The organism is Ideonella aquatica (assembly GCF_018069755.1).
GTDB classification, from domain to species: domain Bacteria; phylum Pseudomonadota; class Gammaproteobacteria; order Burkholderiales; family Burkholderiaceae_C; genus Ideonella; species Ideonella aquatica.
The window spans coordinates 30,393-47,184 of the sequence record NZ_JAGQDE010000029.1 but is presented as its reverse complement, the minus strand read 5'-3'; the positions used below and the strand labels follow the sequence as shown (position 1 = coordinate 47,184).

Genomic DNA, 16,792 nt, shown 5'->3' with positions numbered 1-16,792 from the left:
GAGGCCCGCGCCGCGCTGGCCCGCCACGCGCGCACGTCGGCGCAGGCGCTGGCCTGGCAGCGCGAGCTGCTGGCCACCGAGCGCGCCGGTGGCGCTGCCCGCAGTGCGCGCAGCAAGCTGCTGTCGGCCCAGGCCGCGCTGGCGCTGGCCCGGCCGGCCGACGAGGCCTGCCGCGCGGTGGCGCTGACCGAGCCGCTGGCCAAGTCCTTGGCGCTGAAGAAGACCCGGCTCGAGGCCGCGCTGCAGGCCTGGGGCGTGGCCGCCGAGGACGGCGTGGCCGAAGGTGTCACCGCCGCCACCTTTGCCAGCGCGTCGCTGTACCAGGAGTTCGGCCAGGCGCTGCTGAAGTCGCAGCGGCCGAAGAAGCTCAGCAAGGCCGAGCGCGAACAGTACGACGTGCTGCTGGAGGAGCAGGCCTACCCGTTCGAGGAAAAGGCGATCGCGCTGCACGAAGCCAACGCGGCGCGCGTGCGCCAGGGCCAGTGGGACGAGCCGGTGCGCCAGAGCCTGGCCGCCTTGCGCACGCTGCGCCCGGCGCGCTGGGCCAAGGCCGAGCGCCGCGACGAGGCCACCGGCCCGGCCGCGCAGCTCAACCGCGAAGCCATCGCGCTGCGCGAGCAAGGCAAGCTGCCCGAAGCCCGCGCGCGCTGGCAGCAGGCCCTGGCCGCCGAGCCGGGCCATGCCGCCTCGGTGCTGAACCTGGGCGTGCTGCTGGACCTGTACCTGGACGAGCCGGTGGCGGCACTCGCCCAGTACCAGCGCTACCTTGAGCTGACCCCGGGCGGTGACGCCCAGGTCGGCAAATGGGTGGCCGAACTCAAGCCGCGCGCCGCCAAGGGCGCCGCCCCCGCCCGCAAGGAGGCCACATGAGAGCCCTCGCCCCTTCCCTGCTGCTGATGGCCGCCAGTGTGGCCAGCGCCCAGGACCGCGCCGACATGGACCCCAGCCGCATCGTCGGCAACCGCGAGCTGCCCAAGGTCATCTACATCGTGCCCTGGAAGAAGCCGCTGCCCGACGCGCTGCAGGGCAAGCCGCCCACCAGCCTGGTCGACGAGGTGCTGGCCCCGCTCGACCGCGACGTGCACAAGCGCCGGCTGCGCTTTGCCAACGAATCCACCCCCACCGCCCAACCCACCGCCAACGAGAGCCCCCGATGAATGCCTTCGATACCGCTGTCAAGTTCTTCCAGGATTGCGGCCTGTTCATCTACCCCAGCCTGCTGATCATGTCGCTGGGCCTGGCCATTGCCATCGAGCGCTTCGTCTTCCTGCGCCGCGCGCGCAGCGACAACCGCGCGCTGTGGGAGCAGGTGCAGCCGCTGCTGGGCCAGGGCCAACTCAAGCAGGTGCAGTCGCTGGCCAGCGCCTCGGACGCCGCGCTGGGCAAGCTGGTGGCCAATGGCCTGGATCGGCTGCAGACCTCGAAGAAGCGCGAGGACATCGATGCCGCGATGGAGGAAGGGATGATGGAGATCGTCCCGCGCCTGGAAAAGCGCACCCACTACATCGCCACCTTCGCCAACGTGATCACGCTGGTCGGCCTGCTGGGCACGATCATGGGCCTGATCAAGGCCTTCACCGCGGTGGCCCAGGTCAACCCGGCGGAGAAGGCCGAGCTGCTGTCGGCGTCCATCTCGATCGCGATGAACAACACCGCCTTCGCGCTGATGGTGGCCATCCCCTTCCTGCTGGTGCACGCCTTCCTGCAGGCGCGCACGGCGGAGATCGTCGACGGGCTGGAGGCCGCCAAGATCAGCTTCCTGAACACCGTGCAGCGCCTGGCCGGCACGCACTGAGATCATGGCGATCCGACGCTTGCGCAAGGCGCCAGCGGCGCTGGAGGTCACCGCGTTCATCAACCTGATCGTGGTGCTGGTGCCCTTTCTGCTGTCCACCGCGGTGTTCACCCGGCTGGCGGTGCTGGAGCTGAACCTGCCGGCGCAGAACGCCGGGGTGGAGAAGCTGCAGGTGGACAAGCTGCAGCTGGAGCTGGTGCTGCGCGCCGACGCAGTGGACGTGGGCGACCGCATCGGCGGCCTGATCGCGCACCTGCCGCACACCGCCGAGGGCCCGGATGTGCGCGCCCTGAACGCGCTGCTGCACCAGGTCAAGGCCAAGTTCCCGGACGAGAAGGCCGCCACGCTGCTGGCCCGCCCCGACACGCCCTACCGCACCCTGGTGGCGCTGATGGATGCCACCCGCGAGGGCCGCACCAGCCGCGGCACCGAGGTGGTCAAGGCCGAGCTGTTCCCGGTGATCTCGCTGGGCGACGCACCCCAAGGCAAGTGACATGGCCAAGCTGACCCCGCTGCAAAAACGCGCCGCGCGCAAGTCGCGCGACCACGACATGGTGGACATGAACCTGGTCTCGCTGATCGACGTGTTCACCATCCTGATCTTCTTCCTGCTGTCCAACGCCAGCGAGGTGGAGCTGCTGCCCTCGAGCAAGGCGGTGCGCCTGCCCGAGTCGGTGGCCGAGACCGCCCCGCAGGCCACGTTGGTGGTGACTGTCAGTGCCGAGGACATCGTGGTCGAGGGCCGCCGCGTGGCCGCCACGCCCGAGGCCCTGGCCCAGCCCGAGGACCTGATCGCGCCGCTGCAGCTTGAGCTGCAGCGCCTGCTGGCCGAGCGCCAGGCGGTGCGCGCCGAGAACGACCGCAAGAGCGTCACGCTGATGGCCGACCAGGAGCTGCCCTACCAGCTGCTGCGCAAGGTCATGGTCTCCTGCGCCCGCGCGGGCCTGGAGGACGTGCGCTTCGCAGTGCGGCAGAAGGCGGTGGCGCCATGAATGCCGCGATGACGATGCCGGCGGTGAGCTTTCGCCAGCCGGTGCTGGCCTGGTCGGTCTCAGCGATCGACGAGGCGCGCTTTCGCCGCCTGTGGCGCGGCCTGCTGGCGGCCAGCCTGCTGGGGGCACTGGTGGCCGGCTGGCTGCCGCGGCCCGAGCGCCCGCCCGAGGCCCGGCCGGGTCTGAGCGCACCGATGGCCAAGCTGCTGGAGGAGCAGCGCCTGGCGCCGCCGCCCGCACCCCGCCCGGCGCCGGCCGCAGAGAAGCCGGCGCCCGACAAGGCGGCTGAGCGCCCGCCCGCCGAAAAGGACATCCCGGCCCGCAAGGAGCCTCGGCCCCGCAATGAGACGCCCAACGCCGACCAGCCGCCGGTGCCCGAAGCGCGCCGCCCCATTCCTGGCCGCGCGCCGGGCGAGGTGGGCGCCCGACAGCGCGCCGCCGGCGTCGGCCTGCTGGCCATGAAGGACCAGCTGGCGGCCATCCACGGCGCGCCCACCGCGGTGCAGTTGCAGGAGAAGATCCACCCCGGCCCGGGCGTCGGCGTGGCCACCGGACCCGGCGTGGGCGCCGGCACCCAGCCGGGCCTGCCCGACCGCGCGCTGATCACCAGCAACGCCACCGGCGGCAGCGGCGGCATCAACACCGCCGCGCTCAGCCGCGACAGCGGCGGCGGCGGCCTGGCCGGCCGCAGCACCACGCTGGTCGAGGGCGTGGCCGGGGGCGGCGGTGGGGGTGGACCGGGCGGCGGCGGTGGCTCGGCCACCGGCGGCAAGGGCAACGGCACCGGCGTGGGCGGCGGCAGCGCCAGCAAGGGCGGTGCGGTACAGCGTGGCCACAGCGGCAAGGCCTCGCGCTCGCTGGAGGAGATCCGGCTGGTCTTCGAGCGCCACAAGGGCGCGATCTACGCGATCTACAACCGCGCGCTGCGCGACGATGCATCGCTGCAGGGCAAGGTGGTGGTGGAGCTGCGCATCGCTCCGACCGGCAACGTCAGCGGGTTGCGCCTAGTCAGCAGTGAGCTGAAGACACCCGAGCTGGAGGCCAAGCTGCTGGCACGCATCCGCCAGTTCGACTTCGGCGCCAAGGACGTGGACGAGATGGTGGTGAGCTGGCCGCTGGACTTTCTGCCGTCCTGACGGGGTACAGCGGGCGGCGACAATGCAGGCTGTTGCCTCGCTCCTTGCCCTCTGCCCATGACCCGCCAGCGCTTTCGCCGCCGCCCCGACCAGGCCGTCACCGCCGTGCAACTGCGGCTGGACACCGAGGGCCTGGTCTACCGCAAGTGGGGCGACCTGCAGCGCGCCCAGGCGGGCGACTGGCTGGTCGACAACGGCGGCGAGGTCTACACCGTCTCGGCCGAGAGCTTTGCCGCCACCTACCGAGAGGTCTCGCCCGGCCGCTTCGTGAAGAGCGCGCCGGTGTGGGCCGAGCAGGCCACTCGCGCCGGCAGTGTGGCCACCCAGGAAGGCCGCACCCACCACGCCGTTGGCGACTGGCTGGTGTCCAACCAGCCTGACGGCGGCGACGCCTACGCGGTCAGCGCCGAGCGCTTTGCGCAGCTCTACGAGCCGGACGACTGAGGTGTCTGCAGACCGCTGATCAGCTCGGCCAGTTCCAGCAGCTCGCCGCGCGCCTGAGCAGCGCGGCGCGTCGCTGCTGACAGCGTGTCAGCGCACAGGGTGCGGGCTTCTACCTCGGCACGCTGGCTGCTCTGGCAGATGGGCAAGGCCAGTCGACGATGCAGGTGCTCGCTGAAGACCAGGGTCGCCAGCGCTTCGGCCGGTTGGCCACTGCGGGCCTGCAGCAGCGCCAGCACCGACACGCCGTGGCACATCGGGCGCAGGAATCCATGCTGCCGGGCCAGAACCAGGGCCTCCAGCAGCGCGGCACGGTCGGCGGGTTCGCCAGAAAGGGCCAGCTGGGATTGCACCAGCGACACCAGCGCCTGGCAGCGGCGGAACAGGTCAGGTACGCGACGGGCCAGTTCGGCCTCGCGCGCAAAGTGCTCGATCGCCAGCAGCGGCCGGCCACGGTGCAGCTCCAGCTCGCCCAGGTTCTCAAGCGCCACCAGAACGCCCCAGTCGTCGCCGGCCTCCAGGCTCAGCTGCAGGGACTCGACGAGCAAGGGATGCGCCTCATCGAATTGCCCCAGGTCCTGCAGATACCAGCCCAGGTTGGCCAGCGACTGGCGAAGGCCGCGCCCGTCATGCCCCTCGCGGCTGGCCGCCAGGGCCTCGTACAGCAGCGGCACCGCGGCAGCCGACCCCTGCTGGTAGCACAGCACATGGGCCTGCCAGGCGAGCGCCTGGGCCCAGCGTCGCAGCCAGATGGGCCGCTCCAGGCCCTGGTCAGCCTGCAGCAGCGCCTGCATCTCGCGGGCGTGCTGGAACACCTGGTCGTGGTGCTCCAGCTCCCACTGGATCCCGCAGAGCCCTTCCAGCAACAGGAATCGCAGCGCCAGCGCATGCTGGTCCACATTCGCCAGCAGTTCTGCAGACAGCCGCATCGCCAGCGCATGCTGTCCATGGCGGCGCCACCCCACGATGCAGCGGCGCACCAGCGCCACCCCCAGGTCCGGCTGGGTCCGGGCCGCCCAGGCCACGGCCACCTGCACATCGGCCGACAGCTGCTGCACGCGTTGCGGCGGGGGTGGCGGCTCGGCGTCGAGCGGCCCGTCGCCGCCCAGTTGGCCTGACAACCAGCGGGCCAGCGCCTCGTGCGCAGCGTCCCACTCGCCTGAGGTTTGCAGTTGCTCGCGGGCGTACAGACGCACCGACCCGTGCATCACGTAGGCCGGCTCACTGGTGCCATCCAGTGCGCGGACCTCCAGCGCCAGCAGGCCGTGGGCCACCAGGGCCTCGATCGCCTGGCGCCCGTCGCTGGCGCGCAGCGGCTCCGCCGCAGCGGCCAGCGCCTCGACCAGTCCGACGGCCACGCTGCCCGTGGTCACGCCCAGCCGACGCAGCAGCCGCTGGGCCGGCTCGCGCAGCAGTGCACAGGACCAGTCCAGCGTGGCCGCCAACGAACGGTGGTGCGGCGCGTCGTCATCGGCCGCTGGCTGCCGGTGCCTCCAGTTCAGTCGATCTTCCAGGCTGTCGTGTACCCATTGCAGGCCCAGTACCGGCACCTGGGCAGCGGCCAGCGTGATGGCAAAGGCATTGCCGTCGAGTTGCCGGCAGATCTCGGCCACGCGCTGTGCATTTTCGGGTCGCAGGCGAAATCGCTGATCGGCAGCGCGGGTCCGCGTCTCGAACAGCTGCACGGCGCCGCTGCGCTGCAGCGCCGACCAGGGCGCATCGGCTCCCGGCAGATCCAGTGGCGGCAGGTGGCACAACTGCTCACCCGCACAGCCCAGCGCCACCCGGCTGGTCACCAGCAGGCCCACCCCGGAGGCCACGCGCAGCAGCCGATCGGCCAGCTCGCAGGCGGCGGCTCTCAGGTGCTCGCAGTTGTCGAGCACCAGCAGCGCCGACCAGGACGACAGCGCATGGCCCAGCTGATCCAGCGCGCGCTCGCGCATCACCGGCAAACCCAACGCGGCGGCCACCTGCCGAGGCAGCTCCTGCGGATCGCGCAGCGGGGTCAGGTCCACCCACCAGGCGCCATCGGCAAAGCGCCGCGCGCCCTGGTGGGCCAGGGCCAGCGCCAGCGAGGTCTTGCCTATGCCACCCGCCGCCACCAGGCTGAGGCGGGCGCCCGGTCGCAGCTCGGCATCGAGCCGCTGCATCCAGCCCTCGCGGCCCAGCAGCGGCCACAGGATCTCGGGCAGATGCCCCGGCGCTGGCGTCGGCTCGTCGTCGGCGGCCGCGGGCCACTCGATCGGCACCGTCAGCCGGTATCCCAGGCCGGGCAGGTAGGCCACGGCCTCGCGGCCCAGCAGCCGCCGCAGCAGCGTGAGTTGCACACGCAGGTTGTTGTCCGCCACGACGCGGCGGGGCCAGACACGCGCGCGCAGCTGCTCGCCCGGTACCGGCTGGCCGTGGCCCTCGATCAGCGCCAGCAGCAGGTCAAAGGCTCGCGAGCCGATCGCCACCGCGGCCCCATCCGCAGAACGCAGTCGCCGAGTGGACAGATCGACCACGAAATCACCACAGCGCAACACGCCGGCAGACAGACCGCCGCTGGGGCGGGAGCGGGGGACGCTGCGCGCGGTTGGGTCGGACATGTCCCGGATGTTAGACGCCCTGCGCCGGCGGTGTCGGTTCGCAGTTGGCGCCCCGCAGTTGGCGCCCCGCAGTTGGCGCCCCGCAGTTAGCGCCATTTAGCGCCGTCCCGGCCTACAGTGCAGCTCACACCGACCTTCCAGCCAGCATGAGTGGTTCTGTTGCTTCGATCTCCGTGCCCGTGGGCCTGTCGCCCAGCCTGGCGCTGGCCGAATGCGGCTGGCATGGGCTGTTCCGGCCGGATGCCGCCGCGCCGCGCCTGCCCGATGCCCTGACCGTGGGCTGGTGGCAGGCGAACAAGCCCTGGCTGTTGCGGCGTCGGCCCACCGGCCTCGCCCACCAGCTGCGGGCGCTGGACAGCGAGCTCGCGGCCATCGACTGGATCCGCCTGGAAGGCGATCCCGCTGCCATCGACCATTGCATTGCCCGTGCCGTGGCGCTGATCGACTCGGCCGGCCTGTGCCGCCTGCGCTCTCGCCTGCGGGTGCTGCGCCGCCAGGCGCTCGCGGTGGCTCAGCATTACGACAGCTCCTTGCTGACCCGGCCCAGCGTGCGGGCCCTGGAACACATGGCCAGCACCGCCCACCTGCTGCACTCTCAGATTGAGTCCACGGCCCTGCGTCAGGCCCTGGCGCGGGCCGAGCGGCAATGGTCAGCCTCGGACACGGTGCGGCGATCACGCGAGCTGCAGGCGCTGATCCACAGCCTCATCGAGCGGCTGCGGTCGATGGACTCGGGGACTTACGCCAGCATGTCCGACCACATCGTGCCGGCCTACCGGCACTTCGCGCAGGATCCCGGCGAGGCCACGCGACAGGCGCTGGCCCGGCACATGCACGCCTATGCTCAGGCGCTGGCCACGCGACTGCGCCGGCTGCTGGCATGGTGCGAGCAGTCCGACGCGGTGCTGCCGCACCTGGACCGCCACGCAGCGACCGCCCTGTGTACCCGCCTGGCCCGCTATGCCGATGACGCGCAGGGCGGCTTCCTGGACGAGCTGCCACCCGAGCAGGTGCTGCTGCAGGTGGCCGAGCTGTCCAAGCTGGGCGAGCAGGCCCGCGGCCAGCTCGCCCGCCTGGGCCTGCACTGAGCGCCGCCCACCGCCGAACACCGCGCCCGCACCTGTTGCGACGCCGCTGCGCGCCTTTTAGCAGCGCTTAGCACCGGCCCACAGCACACTCAGGCCAGACGCCGCTCGACATCGGTCAGGGCGGCGGTCCCCTGACCCTCACACACGGAGACCCTGGACATGCTGGACCTGCACGATCGCTGGAAGGCGAAGAAGACCCTGGCCGAGAAACTGTATGCCAGCGGCGTCAAGAAGCGGCAGATCCAGCTGGAATCCGAGCTGAAGAGGGACCTGGAGCAGTTCAAGGAGCGTGCCTTGGTGTACGCCGGCAGGACGCCCGCCAAGCTGCGCGAGGTGGCGCCCAATGCGCCCCAGAACATGACGGGCGACCAGTTCGTGGCGGTGCTCAAGGAGCAGGTCAAACAGCGCGCCACGCAGGTGCAGAGCCAGATCAAGGCAGAGGCGGCCTTTCCAGTCCGATTCGACGACGGCCTGGGCAAGCTGCTGGACCAGGTGATGTCCGACTTCAAGAAAGGCCAGTCCGGCGAGCAGCGCGACAAGACCGCAGAGCGCGCGCTGGTGGTCATGGCCCGCTACCGCAGCTTCATCACCGACAAGAAGGCCGAGCTGGACAAGGGCGACCCGGCCATCGTGGACCTGCTGAAGGACGCCCTGCATGAGATCGAGACCCTGACGCGCAACTGGTCCCGGCAGAGTGCGCCAGCGGCCGACCGGGCGGTCTGGGAAGACTGCAACCGCTGGATCACCAGGTGGGAAGACGCCAAGAAGCTGTCGCAGAAGCGGCACAAGGCCTTGCCCAAGGAGGCCGTGATGTTCCTGAAGGCCGAGAAGTACGACGCCTACCCGCTGAAGTTCAACCGCGGCCTGGGCGACGCGCTGCGCGGGTTCAAGAACATCACCAGCAGCAAGGACAGCCTGTCCAAGCTGCGCGCCGAGGTGGGCCTGTCCATCAAGGCCTACCGATCCGACATCGAGCAGGTCGAGAAGCGCTACAAGAAGGTGGCCGCGAAGTGGAACGACGAGCTGAGCGAGATGCTCCAGCCGCTGCACGACACGCTGGACGGCATCGACGCCGAGATCGTCCGGGGCTGAGCTCTCAGGTCAGCGAGCGCTTCAGAAAAGCAAACAGCCGCTCGTCGCCGCAGAAGGCCACGTTGAAGCGCATCCAGGGCGTAGGCTGCAGGTCGGCCATGAACAGGTGGCCGGGGCCGAGCATGATGTCCTGCTCGGCAGCTTCGTTGGACAGCGCCACCGCGTCGGGCAGCGCCGGGTGGCGCGCCCACAGGAACATGCCGGCCTTGGGCTCATGGAACAGCTCGAAGCCCTGGTCCACCAGGCGCTGCGCCACCTGCTGGTGGGCGCCGGCCAGGCGCTCGCGCAGCGCCTTCAGGTGCTTGCGCCAGCGGCCCTCCACCAGTGCGCCATGGGCCAGGCGCTCGCCAAACTCGGCGCTGGTCAGGCCCGAGATCATCTTCAGCTGCGCCAGGTCCTCGACCAGGTCGGGGTGGCCCAGCAAGAAACCCACGCGGATGTTGGGCGAGATGGTCTTGCTGTAGCTGCCGATGGTCAGCACCCGGTTGAGCTGGTCCAGGCTGGCCAGCGAGGGGCGCGGCTCGGGGTCCAGGTCGGCGTAGATGTCGTTCTCGACAATCGTCAGGTCGTGCCGCTCGGCCAGCTGCAGCACCCGGTGCAGCTGGGCCAGCGATGCCACCGAGCCGGTCGGGCTGTGCAGGCGCGGCTGCGTGAAAAAGACCTTGGGGCGGTGGGTGGCGATCAGCGACTCCAGCGCGGCCAGGTCCCAGCCCTGCGGTGTGCGCGGCACGCCCAGCAGCTGCGCACCCTGGTAGCGCAGCGCGAACAGCAGGTTGGCGTAGCCGGGGTCGTCCACCAGCACCGCGTCGCCCGGGCGCACCAGGCGGCGCACCGCCAGGTCCAGCGCCTGGCTGCTGCCCTGGGTCAGCAGCACCTGGCCGGGGTGGACCTGCACTTCCTGCTCGGCAAAAGCCTCGGCGATGTGCTGGCGCAGCGGCGGGTAGCCCTTGGGGTCGCCATAGCCGCCCAGGTCGGCGTCATCGGCGGCCAGGTGGCGCAGCGCGCGGCGCAGCCCGTCCTCGAACAGCCAGTCGCCCGGCAGCCAGCCGCAACCAGCCTTGATGCCCAGGTGGCGGTGCTCGAAGATCTTGCGCAGGTACCACATCGAGTCGAAGCCCTGCGGCCCGCTGGCCGCAGCGGCCACCGACGTGCCCGGTGTGGCGCGCTTGCGCACAAAGAAGCCCGAATGCGGCCGCGACACCAGGTAGCCCTGGGCCACCAGCCGGTCATAGGCCTCGACCACGGTGAACACGCTGACCTGGTGGGCATGGGCGAACTGGCGGATCGAGGGCACCTTGGTGCCGGCGCGCAGCGCGCCCTCGTCGATCTGGGCGGCCAGGCCGTCGACGATCTGCGTGACCAGCGGGGTGGCGGAGGTGGGCTGCAGGTTCAGCATGGCATCTGTACAGGGCGCCGGACCAGCACAGTGTGTCCGCTGTCCGGTGTGGCTGTGCATGGTAGCCGCCCGGCCGCTGGCCTAGGATGCGCCCATCGCCCATTCACAGACGAGGCCCTCATCATGCCGCTCGACGCCAAGACCACCGCCACCAACCAGGCCTTGATGGCCCGCCGCCGTGCCGCCCTGCCCACCGGCCTGGGCCAGACCTACGAAGTCTTTGTCGACCGCGCCGAGAACGCCGAGGTCTGGGACGTCGAGGGCAAGCGCTACATCGACTTCGCCGGCGGCATCGCGGTGCTCAACACCGGCCACCGCCACCCGAAGATCGTCGAGGCCGTGAAGGCCCAGCTCGACCAGGTCCACCACACCTGCTTCCAGGTCGTGGCCTACGAGCCCTACGTGGAGCTGGCCGAGCAGCTGATCGCCCGCACGCCGGGGAACTTCGCCAAGAAGGCCTACTTCCTGTCCACCGGCGCCGAAGCCGTGGAGAACGCCGTCAAGATCGCCCGCGCCGCCACCAAGCGCCAGGCGGTGATCGCCTTCGGCGGTGGCTTCCATGGCCGCACGCTGCTGGGCATGGCGCTGACCGGCAAGGTCGCGCCCTACAAGGCCGGCTTCGGCCCCTTCCCGGCCGAGATCTACCACGCCGAGTTCCCCAACCCGCTGCACGGCGTAACGGTGGCCGATTCGCTGCGCTCGCTGGAACACATCTTCAAGTACGACGTCGAGGCTGAGCGTGTCGCCGCCATCATCCTCGAGCCGGTGCAAGGCGAAGGCGGTTTCTATGTGGCGCCGCCCGAATTCGCGCAGGCGCTGCGCGCGCTGTGCGACCAGCACGGCATCGTGCTGATCGCCGACGAGGTGCAGACCGGCGCCGGCCGCACCGGCACCTGGCTGGCCTGCGAGCAGTGGGGCGTGGCGCCTGACATGGTCACGATGGCCAAGTCCATGGCCGGGGGCTTCCCGATCTCGGCGGTGATCGGCAAGGCCGAGCTGATGGACAAGCCGCTGCCCGGCGGCCTGGGTGGCACCTATGCCGGCAACCCGCTGGCCTGCGCCGCGGCACTGGCGGTGCTGCAGGTCTTCGACGAGGAGAAGCTGCTGGAGCGCTCCAAGGCCGTGGGCCAGCGCCTGAAAGACGGCCTGACCCGGCTGGCTGCCCAGCACCCGAGCGTGCAGGACGTGCGCGGCCTGGGCGCGATGGTGGCGATCGAGCTGTTCAAGGGCGGCGACCTGTCGCAGCCCGATGCCGACCTGACCAAGCGCATCTGCGCCGACGCCATCCAGCGCGGCCTGATCCTGCTGTCCTGCGGCACCTACGGCAATGTGATCCGCATCCTGGTGCCGCTGACCGCCAGCGACGCGGTGATCGACGAAGGCATGGCCCTCCTGGCCGATTGCCTGACAGCGTGCCAGGCCTGAGTTGGTAGAGTCCTGATCAAGGAGACCTCCATGGACATGCCCTCTTCCCCCCTGGCCCTGCTGGCCGAGCCCAGCCTGCTGAAGACCGATGCGCTGATCAACGGCGAATGGGTCGCCGGCAGCAGCCGCTTCGACGTCAACGACCCCGCCACCGGCCTGAAGCTGGCCGACGTGGCCAACCTGGGTGCCGAGCACACCCACCACGCCATCGTCGCCGCCAACAAGGCCTGGCCGGCCTGGCGCGCCAAGACCGCCAAGGAGCGCGCCGCGATCCTGATGAAGTGGTTCGCGCTGATGCACGCCCACGCCGACGACCTGGCGCGCATCATGACCGCCGAGCAGGGCAAGCCGCTGGCCGAGGCCAAGGGCGAGGTCGGCTACGGCGCCAGCTTCCTGGAGTGGTTCGCTGAAGAAGCCAAGCGCGTCTACGGCGAGACCATCCCCACCACCGACGGCAACAAGCGCTACGTCATCATCAAGCAGCCGATCGGCGTCTGCGCGGCGATCACGCCGTGGAACTTCCCGATCGCCATGATCACCCGCAAGGTGGCGCCGGCCCTGGCCGCCGGCTGCCCGGTGGTGATCAAGCCGGCCGAGGCCACGCCGCTGTCGGCGCTGGCGGTGGCCGAACTGGCGCAGCGTGCCGGCATGCCGGCGGGTGTGCTCAACGTGGTGACGGCCGATGCCGCGCAGTCGATCGAGGTGGGCAAGGTGTTGTGCAGCTCCGACGTGGTGCGCCACCTCAGCTTCACCGGCTCCACCGAGGTGGGCCGCATCCTGATGCAGCAGTGCGCGCCCACGGTGAAGAAGCTCTCGCTGGAGCTGGGCGGGAATGCGCCCTTCATCGTCTTCGACGACGCCGACCTGGACTCGGCCGCCGAGGGCGCCGCGATCAGCAAGTACCGCAACTCGGGCCAGACCTGCGTCTGCACCAACCGCTTCTATGTGCAGGACAGCGTCTACGACACCTTCATCGAGAAGCTGGCCGCCAAGGCCGCGGCCATCAAGGTGGGCAATGGTTTCGAGGCCGGCATCAACCAGGGCCCGATGATCGACGACCAGGCGATTGCCAAGGTCGAGGACCATGTGGCCGACGCGCTGGCCAAGGGTGCCAAGGTGGTGGTGGGCGGGCAGCGCATCGGTGATCGCTTCTACACGCCCACGGTGCTGGCCGATGTCACGCCCGAGATGAAGGTCTCGAAGGAAGAGACCTTCGGCCCGGTGGCACCGGTGTTCCGTTTCAGCACCGAGGCCGAGGCGATCGAGCTGGCCAATGCCACCGAGTTCGGTCTGGCCAGCTACTTCTACAGCCGCGACATCGGCCGCATCTTCCGCGTGGGCGAGGCGCTGGAGTACGGCATGGTGGGCATCAACACCGGCCTGATCAGCGTGGCCGAGGTGCCCTTCGGCGGCGTCAAGCAGTCGGGCCTGGGGCGCGAGGGCTCGCACCACGGCATGGACGACTATGTCGAGGTCAAGTACCTCTGCCTGGGCGACATCCTGAAGTGACGCGCCCGGCCAGCGGCGGGGCGATCAGGCCCCGTCGTTGGCGGCTTCGCCCAGGCGCACCAGGCGCCCGTCACCCCCGGCCGCCTGGGCAGTGGCGCGCTTGAGCAGGCTCTGGGCATCACGGCCATGGGCCGGGAACTGCGCCAGACCGTAGCGCATGCCCAGCGGCACGGCCTGGCCCGACACCTGCATCGGCACGCTGGCCGTGGCCAGCAGCTTGCGGGCCACCGGCTCGGCGTCCTCGTCGGCATCCATCCAGGCCAGCAGCACCGCGAACATGTCGCGCCCCAGCGAGGCCACCACGTCCGACGCGCGCAGTGCCGAGCGCAAGCGCACCGCGGCCTTGCGGCGCAGCACATTGGCGGCTTCGGCGCCCTGGCTGGCCTCGACCGACTGCAGGCCCTCGAGCTGCAGCACCACCACCGCCATCGGCGCGGGCTCGCGCTCGCGCAGCGCCAGCAGGTGGGTCATGTGCTCCAGCAACTGCTGGTGGTTGGGCAGACCGGTGGCCAGGTCGATGCTGTAGGCGCGGCGCGCGGCGTCGTCCTGGCGCTTGCGCTCGATCGCCATGCGCAGCACGCGGCCGGCGGCATCGCCGTGCATCTCGCGGCTGGAGGCCACCTCGCGCACACCGGCCTGCAGCCAGCGCTGGCACTCGGCCAGCGTGGGTTCGGGCGCCACCAGCACCAGGGCCGTTTCCAGCAGCGCACGGGCCAGGCCGTTCCAGTGCAGCAGTTGCTCGGTGGACAGACCCACCCCGAACTCGACGACCAGCGCATGCCAGGCGTGCTGGTTGAGCATGTCGTCCACCTCGGCCAGCGTGCTGGCCTGGTGTGCGATGAAGGGGCCGTGGGCAGAAGTGACGAGATCCAGGGGTCGCTGGCTGAGCACCAGGACCTGCAAGGGCGTGGGTGACATGACGGGCGCTGGGGTTCTTTGCCCCGATGATGCCTGAGCAGCGCCGCTCGCCGGCAGCGCGGAAACACCGAGACTGGCTGTCAGGTCCGTGTCGGCGTAGCATGTCCAGGTGACACGCCGTGATCGGGGCGGGTCATCCAAGGAGCCCGCATGCCTGCGTCCCTCACCGCCCTGGCCGGCCGCTTCACGGGTCCGGCCTGGCGCCGCACCCTGCTGCCGCTGGCCGTGCTGCTGCTGGCGGCCTGCGCCCAGGCGCCCCGCACGCCCACCGCAGATGCGGTGTTGTGGGCCGACACCACGCTGGGCCAGCCGACGCAGCGCCCCGACACCGAGGCCGCACTGCGCCTGGACCCGGCCCTGCAGGCCTACCTGGACCAAACCCTGCGCCCGGCCGCGCGCCGCCAGGGTGGCCTGCTGGCGCTGTACGAGGCCCTGCGCGCCAGCGACATCCACGTCGTCTATGACGCCAGCACCACCCGCACCGCCGCTGAAACCTTCGACGCACGCAGCGGCAACTGCCTGTCACTGGTGCTGCTCACCGCTGCGCTGGCCGACGGGCTGGGGCTGTCGGTGGAGTTCCGCGAGGTGCTGACCGACACGCAGTGGAGCCGCCTGGCCGGCCTGCATGTGGGCAACACCCATGTGAACCTGGCGCTGGGGCCACGCCCCTCGCCGTTCGCCAGCGTGCTGCTGGCCCCGCCGCCCATGGTGATCGACTTCCTGCCGCCCGAGGCCGCCGGCAAGCTGCCTGCGCGCCGCATCAGCCGCCAGCGCGTGCTGGCGATGTACCTGAACAACCGCGCCGCCGAATGGCTCACCCAGGGCGACCTGGCCACCGCCCACGCCTTCAGCCTGGCCGCCCTTTCCCAGGACGCCACTTACCCTGCCGCTTACAACACCCTGGGCGTGGTGTTTCAGCGCCACGGCCGCGCCGACCTGGCCGAGCGCGCCTGGCGTGACGGCCTGGCCCGGGCCCCCGAGCACGCCACGCTGCTGGCCAACCTGGCCGCCGCCTTGCGCGCCCAGGGCCGCCTGACCGAGGCGCAGCCACTGGACGCTGTGCTCGCACGCGTCGAGGGCACCGCCCCGTTCACCTACCTCGCACGCGGCACGGCGGCGCTGCGCGCCGGCGATCCGGCCGGCGCGCGCGATTGGCTGCTGAAGGAATTGGCGCGCGATCCCGATTACCACGAGATCCACTTTGCGCTGGCCCAGGCCGAGCTGCAGCTGGGCCACCCGGCGCAGGCCCTGGTCCACCTGCAGCGGGCCGGCGCCGAGAGCCCGCGGCCCGAGCTGCGCTCGCTCTACGCCGCCAAGGCCGAGCACCTGCGGGCACTGGGCGTGCACTGAGGCCTGAAACGACGATGCCAGCGCGAGGCTGGCATCGGCCTCAGGGATGTGGAGCGGGTGAAGGGCATGCTCGGCGGCCAAGCCGCCTCGGCCCTGCGGGCCCGCCGCTGCGCGGCGTCCGGGCGCCACGGGCGCCCGACCGAACCCGGGTTCGCTCCCCTTCACCGGTCACGGAAGAAACAACGCCGGCTTGCGGCCGGCGTCGGAAAGCGTGGAGCGGGTGAAGGGAATCGAACCCTCGTATGAAGCTTGGGAAGCTGCCGTTCTACCATTGAACTACACCCGCGTCGGCACGCATTCTAGCTCGGCGACAATACCGGCCCCTTGCCGATACCACGCCAGCACCGCATGACCGACGCCGATCCGTCCGCCCCGTCGCCCGAGCCCACTGAACCCCAGCGCCGTGCCATCCGCAGCTATGTGCTGCGCGCCGGCCGCATGGGCACCGGGCAGCAGCGGGCCCTGGAAGACCTGGGGCCGCGCTTTGTGCTGCCCTACACCGGCCAGCCGGCCGACTGGGCGGCAGCCTTTGGCCGCGAAGCGCCGCGGGTGTTGGAAATCGGCTTCGGCATGGGCGCTGCCACCGCGCAGATCGCGGCGACGCGGCCGGACACCGACTTCATCGGCATCGAGGTCCACACGCCGGGCGTGGGCGCGCTGCTCAAGCGCATCGGCGAAGAACAGCTCGGCAATCTGCGCATCCTGCAGCACGACGCTGTGCAGGTGCTGGAGCACATGGTGGCGCCGGGCTCGCTGGCCGGCGTGCACATCTTTTTCCCCGACCCCTGGCACAAGAAGAAGCACCACAAGCGGCGCCTGATCCAGCCGCCGCTGGTGGCGCTGCTGGCCTCGCGTCTGGCGCCCGGCGGCGTGCTGCACTGCGCCACCGACTGGCAGCCCTATGCCGAGCAGATGCTGGAGGTGCTGTCCGCCGAGCCGCTGCTGGCCAACACCGCCGACGGCTATGCACCGCGGCCGGACTACCGCCCGCTGACCAAGTTCGAGGCCCGCGGCATCAAGCTGGGCCACGGTGTCTGGGACCTGGTCTTCAGGCGCCGCTGA

Annotated in this window: 15 protein-coding genes, 1 tRNA gene and 1 pseudogene; 13 read left to right on the top strand and 4 right to left on the bottom strand. The window is 70.9% G+C overall.

Translation table 11 applies throughout. From position 1 onward, the window contains the following. The 7 genes and pseudogenes from KAK06_RS21175 to KAK06_RS21145 all read left to right on the top strand — a co-directional run. Positions 1 to 870, top strand: a pseudogene (locus KAK06_RS21175) (hypothetical protein); the annotation flags it as partial. Continuing rightward, positions 867 to 1,157, top strand: coding sequence for a hypothetical protein (locus tag KAK06_RS21170; RefSeq protein WP_210804152.1), 291 nt, complete (start codon positions 867 to 869; stop codon positions 1,155 to 1,157). The pseudogene KAK06_RS21175 and the gene KAK06_RS21170, both read left to right, overlap by 4 nt. Then, the gene (locus KAK06_RS21165; RefSeq protein ID WP_210804151.1) at positions 1,154 to 1,795 is read left to right on the top strand and encodes a MotA/TolQ/ExbB proton channel family protein; all 642 of its coding nucleotides are present in this window, start codon (positions 1,154 to 1,156) and stop codon (positions 1,793 to 1,795) included. Before KAK06_RS21170 ends, KAK06_RS21165 begins: the two co-directional genes overlap by 4 nt. Positions 1,796 to 1,799: 4 nt before the next feature. Further along, a complete protein-coding gene (locus KAK06_RS21160) occupies positions 1,800 to 2,288 on the top strand; it encodes a biopolymer transporter ExbD (RefSeq protein ID WP_210804150.1) in 489 nt (162 codons plus the stop codon). A gap of 1 nt (position 2,289) precedes the next feature. Beyond that, entirely contained in the window at positions 2,290 to 2,787 is a 498-nt protein-coding gene (locus KAK06_RS21155; RefSeq protein WP_210804149.1) for an ExbD/TolR family protein, read from the top strand. Further along, a complete protein-coding gene (locus tag KAK06_RS21150; protein ID WP_247653032.1) occupies positions 2,784 to 3,923 on the top strand; it encodes an AgmX/PglI C-terminal domain-containing protein in 1,140 nt (379 codons plus the stop codon). Before KAK06_RS21155 ends, KAK06_RS21150 begins: the two co-directional genes overlap by 4 nt. A gap of 57 nt (positions 3,924 to 3,980) precedes the next feature. Next, complete coding sequence (locus tag KAK06_RS21145; protein WP_210804148.1) at positions 3,981 to 4,367, top strand: PGDYG domain-containing protein; 387 nt, start codon at positions 3,981 to 3,983, stop codon at positions 4,365 to 4,367. Here the strand turns inward: KAK06_RS21145 and KAK06_RS21140 are convergent. Further along, the gene (locus KAK06_RS21140) at positions 4,349 to 6,952 is read right to left on the bottom strand and encodes an ATP-binding protein (protein ID WP_210804147.1); all 2,604 of its coding nucleotides are present in this window, start codon (positions 6,950 to 6,952) and stop codon (positions 4,349 to 4,351) included. The genes KAK06_RS21145 and KAK06_RS21140 overlap by 19 nt on opposite strands. A gap of 146 nt (positions 6,953 to 7,098) precedes the next feature. Between KAK06_RS21140 and KAK06_RS21135 the strand changes: the two genes are divergently transcribed. Beyond that, positions 7,099 to 8,040, top strand: coding sequence for a hypothetical protein (locus tag KAK06_RS21135; protein WP_210804146.1), 942 nt, complete (start codon positions 7,099 to 7,101; stop codon positions 8,038 to 8,040). A 159-nt stretch (positions 8,041 to 8,199) separates the two neighbouring features. Next, positions 8,200 to 9,132 carry a hypothetical protein gene (locus KAK06_RS21130; RefSeq protein ID WP_210804145.1) on the top strand — a complete coding sequence of 311 codons (933 nt, stop codon included), beginning with the start codon at positions 8,200 to 8,202 and terminating at the stop codon, positions 9,130 to 9,132. Positions 9,133 to 9,136: 4 nt separating this feature from the next. On the opposite strand, the gene KAK06_RS21125 is transcribed toward KAK06_RS21130, so the two are convergent. Continuing rightward, positions 9,137 to 10,528, bottom strand: a complete 1,392-nt coding sequence (locus KAK06_RS21125; RefSeq protein ID WP_210804144.1) for an aminotransferase-like domain-containing protein — start codon at positions 10,526 to 10,528, stop codon at positions 9,137 to 9,139. 123 nt (positions 10,529 to 10,651) lie between these two features. Here KAK06_RS21125 and gabT point away from each other — a divergent pair, with 123 nt between their 5' ends. Next, positions 10,652 to 11,953, top strand: a complete 1,302-nt coding sequence (gene gabT, locus KAK06_RS21120; protein WP_210804143.1) for a 4-aminobutyrate--2-oxoglutarate transaminase — start codon at positions 10,652 to 10,654, stop codon at positions 11,951 to 11,953. Between the two features lie 30 nt (positions 11,954 to 11,983). Further along, a complete protein-coding gene (locus tag KAK06_RS21115) occupies positions 11,984 to 13,462 on the top strand; it encodes an NAD-dependent succinate-semialdehyde dehydrogenase (protein ID WP_210804142.1) in 1,479 nt (492 codons plus the stop codon). Positions 13,463 to 13,486: 24 nt separating this feature from the next. Here KAK06_RS21115 and KAK06_RS21110 read toward each other — a convergent pair whose 3' ends face one another. Further along, positions 13,487 to 14,380, bottom strand: a complete 894-nt coding sequence (locus KAK06_RS21110; protein ID WP_247653030.1) for a GGDEF domain-containing protein — start codon at positions 14,378 to 14,380, stop codon at positions 13,487 to 13,489. Between the two features lie 150 nt (positions 14,381 to 14,530). Here KAK06_RS21110 and KAK06_RS21105 point away from each other — a divergent pair, with 150 nt between their 5' ends. Beyond that, on the top strand, positions 14,531 to 15,730 hold the full coding sequence (locus tag KAK06_RS21105) for a tetratricopeptide repeat protein (protein ID WP_210804141.1): 1,200 nt from the start codon (positions 14,531 to 14,533) through the stop codon (positions 15,728 to 15,730). A 212-nt stretch (positions 15,731 to 15,942) separates the two neighbouring features. Here the strand turns inward: KAK06_RS21105 and KAK06_RS21100 are convergent. Beyond that, a tRNA-Gly gene (locus tag KAK06_RS21100) sits at positions 15,943 to 16,016 on the bottom strand. Between the two features lie 62 nt (positions 16,017 to 16,078). Between KAK06_RS21100 and trmB the strand changes: the two genes are divergently transcribed. After that, the gene (gene trmB / locus KAK06_RS21095) at positions 16,079 to 16,792 is read left to right on the top strand and encodes a tRNA (guanosine(46)-N7)-methyltransferase TrmB (protein ID WP_210804154.1); all 714 of its coding nucleotides are present in this window, start codon (positions 16,079 to 16,081) and stop codon (positions 16,790 to 16,792) included.